Source organism: Pedobacter sp. 01N310 (assembly GCF_056399805.1).
On the sequence record NZ_JBFTSB010000012.1, the window covers coordinates 17,413 to 30,140 of the forward strand.

A 12,728-nucleotide genomic window follows, 5' to 3' on the forward strand; every position below is an offset into this window, starting at 1 on the left:
AGTAAGCAAATCGCTAAATCGATATAATATTGATTTGAAGCTAAAACCTAAGCTATAGAAACGCTTTACTATAGAAAAGCGTATGTAGAAAGCGAAGAGGGAGATTTTAAAAGAGGCTGTACATAAAATTAAAATCGATTGTCCTTTGACGAGCTCAGGATGACAATTCAATATTTATGATACAACCTCTTAGGTTTCCTTGGTAATTTAACTGTTTTGAAAGGGGCCTATAAACAAGGAACGGTAGTAGACCAATCAGTACTCTCCATGTTAAGCAAGCTTGCGGTGTGGCCGTGCCCGGTTGCATCTGCAATGGTAGTTCCGGTGCCTTCATCAAATTTCCAATAAGCCTCTAAGTTGGTGCTTGTGGCGCTTACACTGCATTTATTGGCCGAAATTGTCGACTGTGCCAGTGCCGATTTCCAAACCCGCATTTCATCAAACTGGCCGTTAAAGCCTCTGTTGGCATCCCAGCTTCTCGAAATCTGTAATGTGCCATTAGCAGCGATAGTGCCCGAAGCACTCATGCTGGCATCTAAAGTGCCATTGATGTAGATTTTCATGGTCGAGCCATCGTATGTTGCCGCGATATGATACCAGGTATTGGCACTTAGCGCTGTAGCGGAGTTTAGCTTTTTAGGCGTTGCACCACCTGTGTTCAATACAAACTGCACTTTATTGTTGGCTAGAGAAGCATCACCCAAACGAAGTAAAGCCACATTGGCATCGCTCACTTCAATCCCCATAATGGTGGAGATATTTGGAGCAGTTGCTTTAAAAGCAGCTGGTTTAATCCATGCTTCGTAAGTTAAGCTGTTGCCTGCAAGATTGAACGTATTCGAATTTAAGTATTCATTAGTGCCGTCGAAAACCAATGAGCGGTTTCCAGCTACTGGTGGTGTACCTCCAGTACCATCAATACAGTTTGGTTTTACAGCAGTTGCAGCGCCATACAATACATTAGACATGGCAGATAATTTAGTTTGTGAGTTGTTGGCTACGTTATAAACCATGGCGCTGGCCAAACCATTATTTTTTACGTAAGTGGCTACAGCTGCCTGATCGCTATTGCCTAAATCGGTACCTAAACCCAATTTACTTTTCGGTACACCAGCATTAATGTATGGCTGTAAACGGCCGGCATAATCTGTTGAGAAGTAAGTTTGCTCAAATACATAATCTAAAATATCGCCCAGTTTTTGGTTGTTATAAGTAGAATTAAAATAATTGGCCTGATTAAATGCGGCCATGGTAATCAGCTTATCGGCACCCATGCGTGCCCGTAGTGCAGCAGCGGCCAGCACCAACGAGCCATCATTTGCGGTACAGGCAGAATACTCATCATCAATATCAATTCCATCTAAACCATATTGTTGTACGGCATTGGCACATTGAACGGCAAAAGCATCAGCCTGCGCATAAGCGGTAAAACAACCCCAGCCTGCATTCTGGTGATTCCCCAGCACATCGAGTACTACTTTTATGCCTAATGATTTGAGATAAGCCACCTTGCCCGAATTTAAGGTCTCTTGCACCTGTGGATTGAAATACAAAGTTGGTACGCCATTTACCGAATTGATATTGGCAGCAAAAATAACAGAAACGCCAAATAACTGACTAGCTGAAGTGCCGTAGGTATAACAACCCGGATTTACGAAATTGTTGCTGTTTACTTCTACATAGGCGGTCATGAATGGAGCAGTTAAGGCCAGGGCGGAGGCATTGGTAGCAGCTCTGGCGGTACCTTTGATGCTCAAAGTGTTGTCTTCTTTTTCAGAATTGGCTTTTTTACAAGCATACAACAGGGCGAAAGCTGTTAACAGCAATACGCCGAAAACGGTTAGTTTTCTCATAGGTTTAAAATTTTGGTTAGAAATTGGTTTGATATAAAAAAGGTAGGACAACTTTCGTTATCCTACCCGGTGGTATTTGTGTGTTAGAAGTTCGCTTTATTCACGTCCCACCATAGTCTGGTGCCACCGTTATCAGGGCCACCAAGCAAGGTTACGGCTTTACGTACCTCATCTTTATTTCCATTGCCGTATTCTGCTGTTGGATATGGCAATCTGCGAATCTGCAATTGGGTATTGATTGTACCGCCGCTATTGTTGTTGGCTACTGTAAACAGTTTTGGGTAACCTGTTCTGCGGAAATCAGCCCAGGCCTCAGCTCCGTCAGGAAAAATAGCTAACCATTTTTGCGTAATAATCCGCTCTAATTTCACTTCGTTAGATGCAGCCCCATCCCATTTAATGGTAATGGTGCTTAATGCGGCTGCATTGTTAGCTGGGTTTTTCGGATCTACATAAGCTGTTGGTTTGCTTACCGCATCGGCCAGGTAGCCACCAATACTAGCGTTCCATTGTTGCATTGATGTAGTTATACCTGTTTCATAATTACTTTGTGCATCTCCTGCACCCGTCCAACCGCGTAAAGCCGCTTCAGCTTTTAAAAACCAAACTTCAGCAGCCGTCATTAATATTTGTGGTGCTTTTTGTCCGATAGGTGATTTTGAATTGTCTGGTACAGAAGCATTTAAGCTCGAATAGGTTTTGTACCCAGCTTTGCCCAAACCGTTAAAAGAAGTATTCGCTCCCGATCTGATTCCTACATACTGTCCTGCAAAAAGAGGATCGGTAGCTGGTGTACAGTATATCGATAAACGTGGATCGGAATAACCAACCAGGTACGATTGTAATGCTGCGCCCATTGCATTATCGCCATCATAATTTACGGTTACATTCCAAAGGTCGTTATTTCTGTTTCCCGATTGCGCAACAGCCGCATTGTCACTTGGTACAGTCATTAATCCACCTGTTGCAGCCATTGCTTTTTCTGCCTGCAACTTTGCTGTAGCCGGATCAACTTTAACAATGCGCATGGCTAAACGTAACCTTAACGAATTGGCTAATTTAAGCCATTTTGCAACATCTCCTCCATAAACCAGATCGCCAGAATCGTAGTAGGCTTTTTTGCCAGGATTTGCTGTGATAAAAGCCTGCAGATTATTTGCCGCTGTATCAATCTGTTTAAAAAATTCGGTATAAACCGTTTTTTGGTCATCGTAAGCTTGCGAAATTAATGATTTACCTGCCTGTGTATAAGGAATCGGACCAAACTTATCGGTTACCCTATCCATCGCAATTACCTGTACTAAAAGCGATATACCCCATGATTCTGGCGCAGTTGCTTTTAAAGGCGATATGGCAATTTTAGAAATTGGCGCCATAACATTGGTATACTGATCGTTAAAACCGGTTTCATTCCAGCCATTATTAAGCGAATAGTTCATATTATTAATACCACCACCAAATGGTGTTGGAGCCATCATGTACCCACTAAAAGCATCGGAACTTAAATTCTGTGCAATTTGGTAGTTAGAAAATATATTTTGCTGAATAGGGCCAATTGCTGATCGCAATAAGGCTAAACTCTGCTCAGTAGTCGGTAAATTATCGTTGGTGTTAAAACTTTCAAAGTTCTTTTTACAGCCTTGGTTTAGGCCAGCAACGGCTAAAAGTAAAACTAAAGACAAGCCTTTAATTTTATGTTGAGATGAATGATATATCGATTTCATGTTTGTTCGGATTAAAATAAAACATTAAGGTTAAAACCAAAACTTCTGGTAACCGGTTGGTTAAAAACATCTATTCCTGATAAGCCGTTACCGGTAGACATGGTAACCTCCGGGTCGTAAGGTGCTTTTTTATAGAAATAGAAGAGGTTTCTACCAATTAATGAGAGGCGCATGCTTTTAAATGTTCCTTTTAAAGGTAAATTATAACCTATTGAAGCTTCGCGCAGGCGCACCACCGTAGCGCTATACACATACTCGCCGGTTACACCGTTTCTGTCACCTAAGAAAGAATAATAGCTTTGTGGGTTAATGGTCGCCGAAACTGCTTTTCCGCTGGCATCTACACCATCAATTTTAACACCGCCCTGCGCTCTTGCATCACCCGATGCTTTTGAAGCTCCTGCCTGGTCCATCAATGCTTCGGTTAGTGAAAGTACCTTGCCCCCAAACTTACCATCTACCAGGAAGCTTAAGCTAAAATCTTTGTAATTGAAACTGTTGTTCCAACCCAACTGAAATTTAGGGTTTGCATTTGCAATTAGGCTATAATCTGCACTTTTAACCGGAAAGTATGGGTTTGCAGCAGTTCCATCACCATTTAGTATGATACGGCCATTTGCATCTCTTTGTAAGGTGTAGCCATAAATATCACCATAAGATCCTCCTGCAGCTATACGCGAGATATATGCATTGTTTCCGCCACCTGTTAAATCGATCGAATTTAAACCTTGCGCCGCCGCTACATCAATAATTTTGTTTCTGTTCAACGATCCGTTAATGGATGTATTCCAGTTAAGGCCATCGCCTTTTAATACATCAGCCCCTAAAGTAAATTGTATGCCCTGATTTTGAACATCACCTGCATTTAAGTAGCCTGTTGCAACAAGTCCAGAAGGAGCTGGCTTAACAGGAATGTATTGGTTTTTGGTGTTTGTTTTATAATAGGTAAAGCTAAAGTTTAAACGGTTGGCTAGAAAACGCATATCAGTACCAATCTCGAAAGATTTTGTTCTTTCTGGTTTTAACTCAGCAAATGCCCTGTTGGTGTTGATGGTAAGTGCACCACCATTACCCAAAGTATTTTGGATAAAGGTTAAGTATGCTGGCACGGTGTTACCGACTTCTGCATAAGTACCTCTTATTTTGGCATAAGTAATCGCCTCTGGCAATTTAACCATTTGCGATACGATGAATGACAAACCTACCGATGGATAAAAATAAGAAACATTTGGGGTGAATGACAGGTTTGAAGACCAGTCGTTTCTACCTGTTAAAGTTAAAAATGCCCAATCTTTATAGGATAAATTCGCGTTTGCAAATACGGCTTGCAATTGGCTGTGGAAAGCATCATTTGCTTTTGTGGTGTTCAATACATCAGAGGTATAGGTGCCTGCTGTTGCCACAATGGTATTATTTGCTGTAAATAAATCAACTGCACTCAAATCGCCTGCTAAAGATAACCCCGTCGTTTTCTGATCGTTAATGCTACCGCCAATCAATCCGTTAATCTTAAAGTCAGAATCTTTCATTGGCACCGTAACGTTTAATATCGCATCGGCATATTTCTGAATGTAAGTTTGAGTATTCTGAGATAAGTATCCTCTACCGTTTGAGTTAAAGTTCCCGTTTATGCCCGAATAACGTCTGTTTTCGAAATCATCTGTAGTACGGTCAATATTTCCCCTTACCTGAAGATTTAACCATGGCGTAAACTCATATTTCACATTTCCACTTAATAAAAAGCGGTTTCTGATGGCGGTATTCGGATTAAGATTGGTTAAAAACCATGGGTTCTGGTTAATATCTGCAGAACCACCTAACCAGTTCTGGCGCGCAGTGCCTACATTTCCTGATAACAAATAATTGTCTTTGTACGGTGTAATATCAACTCCTCTTGGAAAAAGATAGAGACCAACCAACGGGTTGTTGTATAATCCAATTGATGGACTATTGTTTATACGTTGATTAATGTAACTTACATTTCCATCAACCGTTAATTTGTTGTTTAAAAACTTGGCTGTTTCGCGCAGGTTAATATTATGTCTGTTTAACTTGTTGCCTTCCTGTATACCACTTGCATAAGTATTGGCATAAGAAAAATAAGTTTGGGCAATTTCCGATCCGCCAGAAAAATTGATCGAATTGGTCGCATTTGTCCCGGTTTGGAAAAACTGATCGAGGTTATCAGTAGTGTTGTTAATTGCTGGTCCCCAGCTGTCTCTGGTTGCGGTAGATGCAGGGCCATAACTGTTTTGAAATTCGGGTTTGTATGCAATTTTATCAAAAGTTAAACTCGACGAAAAACCGATCTGTGTTTTGCCGGCTTTGCCTTGTTTGGTTGTGATTAAGATAACACCATTCTGTGCCTGGCTACCATAAAGGGCTGCCGCAGATGCGCCTTCCAGTACGGTTAAACTTTCGATATCATCGGGATTTAAGTTCGATATACCATCACCACCATCCTGGCCGCCACCAAAAACACTATTCTGCTGTGCATTGGCGTTACCGTTATTGCTGATTGGCACACCATCAATTACATACAGGGGCTGGTTGTTCCCGCTCACTGAACGGCTACCCCTTAATATTACTTTGGCCGAACCACCAACACCCGAAGAACTCGGACTAATCGTCATTCCGGCAACTTTACCATTTAACGAATTTACAAGGTTAGGACTTTTTACTTTATTCAATTCCTCTCCCGATACTTGTTGGGTGGTATAAGTCAAAGATTTCTCTGATCTTTTTACTCCTAGTGCTGTTACCACTACGGTTTCAAGGTTTTTAGCGTCAGGGGTTAAAGTTATATCAATGGTACTTTGCGTACCTACAGTAACTTCTTTGCTCTGGTAGCCGATAAACGAGAACACCAAAACATCGCCCGTTTTAGCCGTTATGCTATATTGGCCTGAAGTATTGGTTTGTGTGCCACCTTGCGCGCCCTTTATAGTAATGGTTACACCTGGTAAGGTAGCGCCTGTTTCATCTTTTACGGTTCCTTTAATCACATCCTGATAAACAGAATGGAAAGAAACTGCACGATTAAAATGATCGATTGGTGCAGCTGCATACAAGCCCGTGGATGCATAGAGCAAAAAGCACGTTAGCTGTAAAGATTTTTTCATATTCATTATGAATAATTTTGAATAAGTATTTGGTTAATTGTTTGCCGCCTTCAGGATTTCCATCCGTCCGGTTTTATAGTTAAGAGCATTTTGCTTACACAAATTGCCTACAAGGGAATTGAATTATTTTTAAATAATTTTTTTTGTTAGATTTTTTCGATCGTTTTAAATGTCTGCGTAGCCCAGCAACCCGCAGCTCCAACCAAGGCCGCATCTTCATTCAATTTCGAAATATGTATTGGAGAAGTGATGCCCTGCGAATGGAGGTATTTAATCACACCGGGAATAAAACGGCTCGATGCGTTGGCAATATTACCACCAATTACAATGGCTTCAGCCGCATTATCCTGTTGAAATTTTTTGAGGAAAAGCCCAAGGTTATGGCTAAACTCAGCAAATATTTTCCGCACGGTTTGGTTATCGTCGTAAAGTTTGGTCAGTTCTCTAACATTTAGAATATTAAATCCTGTGAGTTCGTAATAACGTTTTAAAAACCATCGTGTAGAAAGATAATCTTCTGTTATGCCATCTAAAAAAGGAGCACACCATAAATTGGCATCGTCAATTTTTCCCTGATTGTAAACGGCGCTTCCTAAACCTGTTCCCAATGTAATGCCAATCAGGTGCTGATAGACACCTGCCTCACCTGCAAACACTTCTCCAGCCAAAAAACAAACAGCATCGTTACTCATCAAAATCTGATCTCCACCAATCTGAAGTTCACTGGCCAGCATGTCTTTTACGTTTAGTCCATAAAAAGCGGCATATTTATCATTGCCTGCGATATAAGAGATACCATTGTCATAATCGAAAGGGCCTGGCATGGCAATACCCAAACGGCCAATTTGGATATCTACCTTTTTATAAGCTGCTTTAATTGCATTGCACCAGGTGTGGATAATCTGTCCTGTTGAGCCGTGAGAGTCAACCCGCTCGCGTGTATAGGAATTTTTTAGAATGTTCCGCTGCTGCATATCGAGTACTGCAGCTGTAATGTGCGAGCCGCCGATATCAATGCCCATCACATATTTGTTTTTATTCATTGTTTTCTGCTTCAATAGATCTATAAATGGCGTATGCCTTATTATGGCATCGAATGAAGAGTCCTTTTTTTGTTAAATTGCCTACAGTGGGAAGATTTTTTTATGAAATATTTTTTATTACCTTACATTTGATTCACCAAACTAACCAAGTTGAAAGCAGCTAAGCCAGATCTAGTCGTTTTATGGAATAAGATTTGCCTTGAGGATGACATAAAATCTTTCGAGCAACTTTACCGCTTTCTATACGGTAGGTTGATCAAATTTTCTATTTACTATGTGGTTGATAAACAGGCGGCAGAAGACCTGGTTACGGAGGTATTTGTTAAATGCTGGGAAAACCGCGCAACAAGTACCCACGTACTAAATCCCGAAAGTTATTTTTTTATCGCAGTAAAAAATCAATCACTTAAATACCTCAAAAAAAATTCTTCAATTACGTTTATCGATTTAGTTGATGCTGAAGAGGATGTTTCGGTAACAGCACAAACGCCGGAGTATATTTTGGAAACCAAAGAACTGCACCGGCAACTTGATTTTGCCATTGCTGGTTTGGCACCTCAGGCAGCCACGGTTTTTAGGTTGATTAAAGAAAGTGGCATGAAATATAAGGAAGTGGCAGAACTGCTGAACATTTCGCCCCGAACGGTGCAGACCCAATTGTTCAGGGCCATTGCAAAACTCCGCTTAATATTACAGCCCTTACAAGACAAAGGTGCGGATGAAAAAAAACTTGGAAAAATGATCTCCCTGATTATCTTAGTAGGTACTTTATCTTTTTTTTATTTTTTGTAGGCAATTTTAACAGAAAAAGGAACATATCATAAAGGGTGGAAAAAAATGACAGATCAAAGATTTACAGAATTGCTTGGAAAACAATTGGCCGGTGAAATTTCACCGGATGAATCTGTTGAACTGAAATCGATTTTAGCCGATAACGAAGCGCTTAGAACAGAATATAAACAGCTACAAACTTATTTTGAATCTGAAACAGCTGAAGAAGAAAATATCGATCTTGTTTTTGATCGGATCAGGGGCCAGATCCAGATTCCCGATGAACCCCGTTTAAAGGTTGCCAAAAACAAAGGCTACAGTGTTTGGCTAAAAATTGCTGCCGTTGTAGCAATTGGTTTGGCTGGCGTTTTGGTGTATAACAGAGAAGCTATTTTCTTCAATAAAACAGATCAGCTGGTTTTGCAACAAGCGCAAACCAGGGCAACCGAAATTAAAACCATTGTACTGGCCGATGGCTCTACCGTGAAAATAAATTCGGGAAGCAGTTTAAAATATCCGGATCATTTTACTGCAGATACCAGGGATGTTTACTTATCTGGTGAGGCATTTTTTGATGTTAAAAAAGATCCTAAACACCCTTTTATTGTGCACACCGAGCAATTGGCCGTAAAAGTACTGGGTACCGCATTCGATGTTAAAGCTTACCAGAATGATGCTTTTACCGAAACTACCTTAATTAGAGGAAGCGTTGCTATCTCGCTTAAAAATAACACCAAGCAAACTTTTATCTTAAAGCCAAACGATAAATTTACCTTGGTGGGTAGCAAACCAAATTTAAGCCAGCTCACCCATTATCGTGGAACAGGGACCGACAAAGTAATGGAAACCGCATGGACAAACCACGAACTCATCTATAAAAACAACTGTTTTGATGAAATTGCCAGGCTTTTTGAGCGGTGGTACGATGTTAAAATAACCTTTAAAGAAGCTGATCTTAAAACGGCGAAATTTACCGGACATGTAGATAAAGAAACCATTGCCGAAGCTTTAAATGTGCTAAAACTGATCGAAAATTTCAATTATTCGATAAAGGGGAAAAATGTCTATATCTACCGTTAGGACAAACAGTTAAGCAATGTATATTTGTAGCCATGAATTGTGCGCAGAGAATCATATTGTTAATTGGATTGATTTTTCCGCTATGTAGCAATGCGCAAACTAAAGTAACCTTAAATTTTAACGGAGTAAATTTTGAGCAGGTTGTTGAAGCTATACAACAACAAACTGTTTATCATTTCGCCTATAGTGAATCTAAAATCCCTAAACATCAGGTATCAATCAAGGTAGAAGAAGAGGAGGCCATAAAGGTGATCGATCAATTGCTGCGCAATAGTGATTATACCTATTCTCTTTTGCCGAATAATTTAATCGTAATCAGAAAAAATACCGAAGGAAAAATGGATTCTGATAGTGTCCGTTTTTTAAAAGAGGTTGTAATTACGGCTTTGGGTATCGAAAAAGATAATCATAAAGTTGGCTATGCCTTAACTACCATTAAAGGTTCTTCAATCATCAAGGCAAGAGAAAGTAATATGATTATGGCGCTACAGGGTAGGGTAGCGGGACTTAACATTACTGGTGTAAACGGTGGTCCGGGATCTGCGGCACGCATACTCATCCGTGGTGTTTCCAGTATGACTGCTGCCTCTCCGTTATTTATCGTAAATGGTGTCCCCATTGATAACAGCATTCGTGGAAGTGCAAATGAATATGGCGGGGCCGATTATGGCGATGGCATTAGTAACATTAACCCAGATGATATTGAAACCATTACGATATTGAAAGGGTCGGCCGCTTCGGCTTTATATGGCGCAAGGGCTGCAAATGGTGTAATCCTCATCAACCTGAAAAGCGGTGGAGAAAATACCGGACCAAGGCTGGAGTACAATGCAAACCTGGCCTTCGATGTGCCGGTTAATTCTACTGATTTTCAATATTTGTACGGTCAGGGTACACAAAATAAACGTCCTGCCGATCTGTACAATGCAATTACCACGGGTTTGTTGAGCTGGGGAGAACTTATGGACGGTAAATTAAGCCCTCAGGTAGATGGTTCTATGCGCCCTTATGCTCCCGTTAAAAATAACATCCAGACTTTTTACCGCACCGCTCCAGCCTTTATTAATACACTATCGCTGGTTGGTGGAAATACCAATAACAACTATCGTGTTTCGGTTTCTAATTTAGATTACAACTCTGTTTTAAGCAATGGATCCCTAAACCGTAAAACGTTAAATTTTTATTGTACAGTAGCGCTAAGTTCTAAAATATCGTTGAGCTTTACCGGTAACTACATTTACGAAAGGAACAAAAACAAAAGTTACCTCAGTGATGGCCCTTTAAATGCAAATTATGGGATTTCAGCTTTAGCAACCAGTTTAGATCAATCGATCTTAGCCCCTGGTTTTGATACTGAAACAGGTTTTGAAACGCGGTGGAATGCGGATGAATATAAAACCAATCCTTATTTTTTAATGAACAAACAGGCCGATTATGCCAATAGAAACCGTTATATCACATCAGCCGTATTAAAATATAAGTTGGCCAGCTGGGCATCACTGCAGGGCAGAATTGGCTACGATTCGAGTAAAGATGAAGTGGTGAGTGTTTTACCTACAGGGACTGCATTTTCCATTAACAGGCAGGGCGGTATAAATGCCTATGATCAAAACCATACTTCAGAGCTTAATAGCGATATTTTGTTTAGTGCAACCAGAAACCTGAGCGATAAATTGAACCTCGAATTTTCAATGGGCGCAAATTATCGCGAAAGAAAGGGCAATACCGAAAAACTGAAAGGATCGCAGTTTAAAGTGCCATATCTGTATGTGCCAGAAAATCTGATTACCAGTACCAAAACATTGGCCATATCCAGAATTGTAACCGAATCGGCTTATTACACTGCCGATCTCAGCTATCAGCGTTATCTTAACTTCTCCGTTACCGGGCGTTATGATATCTATTCTACCTTGCCTGCTAACAACCGGGGCATATTTGTACCCGGTGTATCGGGCAGTTTTATTTTTTCAGATCTGCTGAGATTAAAGGGTCTCGATTTTGGTAAATTGCGGTTGGATTTTGCCAAAACCAGTGGCGAGCCCATTGTTCCGTACACCACGCAAATCTATTATACCGTAGATAATCAGGTAAATGGTGTGCCTGTAGGTGGTTTTTCAGGAGATTTACCCAATTACAATTTAAAACCGTTTACCCTAAATGAAATAGAGGCAGGCCTCGACCTTAAATTTTTCAATAGCCGTTTGGATGTCGATTTTACCTATTTCAACCGCATAACCCACAACGAAATTATTAATGCAAAACAATCAGTTACCACAGGCTTTACCTCCGCCTATGTCAATCTTGGTGAAACCCGGAATACAGGGATAGAACTGGCTTTAGGCTATACGCCCTTGCTTACAACAACGGGCAAATGGCAGATCAACTTTAACATGACCAAGGTAAAGAATACCCTGCTTTCTATCGATGGTAATAGTAATTATACCCTGACAGGTACCTATCGGCCATTAAATGCCAATACTGCGCTGGTGGTTGGTAAACCGATTACGCAGATTATGGCCTACGATTATCTGCGGGATGCTAATGGAAACATCATTATCGGATCGGATGGCATACCTAAACGGGGTAATTTTATTCCAATGGGCGGCACCATGCCTACTTTATATGGAGGGATAAGCAACAGTTTTAGCTATAAACAGTTTAGTTTTTCCTTTTTGATCGATTATCGCTTTGGCAATAAAATCCTATCCGCAACAGAATATTACAGTTATGTACTTGGCTTAAACAAGGCAACTTTATTGGGTAGGGAGACAGGGATTGTTGCCGATGGCGTGTTAGAAAATGGGCAGAAGAACACGATTAATGTTCCGGCTTATGCCTATTACCCTGAACTGGCCACCAATATTTCTGCATTATCGGTACTCAATGGCAGTTTTATCAAGCTAAGGCAGGCCACATTAGGTTATTCTTTTAGCGAACGTTTTTTAAAAAGAACACCTTTTAGTAGTATAGGGATAGATATGGTCGCGCGGAACCTGTTTACTTTGCTTAAATACACTAAAAATATAGATCCTGAATCGCAGTTCTCGCCAACATTGGGTTATGCCGGGATAGAAGGGGCTTCATTGCCTGCAACACGTACATTTGGGGTTAATTTTAATTTTAAATTCAAATAAG

The 12,728-nt window shown here is 40.6% G+C and carries 7 protein-coding genes; 3 read left to right on the top strand and 4 right to left on the bottom strand.

Annotated features, from left to right (window positions below; genetic code table 11):
* Positions 1–227: 227 nt before the first annotated feature.
* From AC1DNH_RS19710 to AC1DNH_RS19725, 4 genes are all read right to left on the bottom strand, one after another.
* On the bottom strand, positions 228–1,853 hold the full coding sequence (locus tag AC1DNH_RS19710; RefSeq protein WP_477608423.1) for a LamG-like jellyroll fold domain-containing protein: 1,626 nt from the start codon (positions 1,851–1,853) through the stop codon (positions 228–230).
* Positions 1,854–1,936: 83 nt separating this feature from the next.
* Positions 1,937–3,577 carry a SusD/RagB family nutrient-binding outer membrane lipoprotein gene (locus tag AC1DNH_RS19715; RefSeq protein WP_477582456.1) on the bottom strand — a complete coding sequence of 547 codons (1,641 nt, stop codon included), beginning with the start codon at positions 3,575–3,577 and terminating at the stop codon, positions 1,937–1,939.
* Between the two features lie 11 nt (positions 3,578–3,588).
* On the bottom strand, positions 3,589–6,699 hold the full coding sequence (locus tag AC1DNH_RS19720; protein ID WP_477582454.1) for a SusC/RagA family TonB-linked outer membrane protein: 3,111 nt from the start codon (positions 6,697–6,699) through the stop codon (positions 3,589–3,591).
* 146 nt (positions 6,700–6,845) lie between these two features.
* Positions 6,846–7,742: an ROK family protein gene (locus AC1DNH_RS19725; RefSeq protein WP_477582452.1), complete on the bottom strand. Its 897-nt coding sequence runs from the start codon at positions 7,740–7,742 to the stop codon at positions 6,846–6,848.
* Between the two features lie 150 nt (positions 7,743–7,892).
* Here AC1DNH_RS19725 and AC1DNH_RS19730 point away from each other — a divergent pair, with 150 nt between their 5' ends.
* Genes AC1DNH_RS19730 through AC1DNH_RS19740 form a run of 3 tightly spaced genes read left to right on the top strand, consistent with a single transcriptional unit; the run spans position 7,893 to position 12,727 of the window.
* Entirely contained in the window at positions 7,893–8,534 is a 642-nt protein-coding gene (locus AC1DNH_RS19730; RefSeq protein WP_477609447.1) for an RNA polymerase sigma-70 factor, read from the top strand.
* Between the two features lie 45 nt (positions 8,535–8,579).
* Positions 8,580–9,593, top strand: coding sequence for a FecR domain-containing protein (locus tag AC1DNH_RS19735; RefSeq protein ID WP_477609448.1), 1,014 nt, complete (start codon positions 8,580–8,582; stop codon positions 9,591–9,593).
* A 32-nt stretch (positions 9,594–9,625) separates the two neighbouring features.
* Entirely contained in the window at positions 9,626–12,727 is a 3,102-nt protein-coding gene (locus AC1DNH_RS19740) for a SusC/RagA family TonB-linked outer membrane protein (protein ID WP_477609450.1), read from the top strand.
* Position 12,728 lies beyond the last annotated feature (1 nt).

Excerpts from the sequence above, each read along its gene's own strand:
- AC1DNH_RS19710 (WP_477608423.1), bottom strand. The coding sequence starts at position 1,853 with ATGAGAAAACTAACCGTTTTCGGCGTATTGCTGTTAACAGCTTTCGCC.
- AC1DNH_RS19715 (WP_477582456.1), bottom strand. The coding sequence starts at position 3,577 with ATGAAATCGATATATCATTCATCTCAACATAAAATTAAAGGCTTGTCT.
- AC1DNH_RS19720 (WP_477582454.1), bottom strand. The coding sequence starts at position 6,699 with ATGAAAAAATCTTTACAGCTAACGTGCTTTTTGCTCTATGCATCCACG.
- AC1DNH_RS19725 (WP_477582452.1), bottom strand. The coding sequence starts at position 7,742 with ATGAATAAAAACAAATATGTGATGGGCATTGATATCGGCGGCTCGCAC.
- AC1DNH_RS19735 (WP_477609448.1), top strand. The coding sequence starts at position 8,580 with ATGACAGATCAAAGATTTACAGAATTGCTTGGAAAACAATTGGCCGGT.
- AC1DNH_RS19740 (WP_477609450.1), top strand. The coding sequence starts at position 9,626 with ATGAATTGTGCGCAGAGAATCATATTGTTAATTGGATTGATTTTTCCG.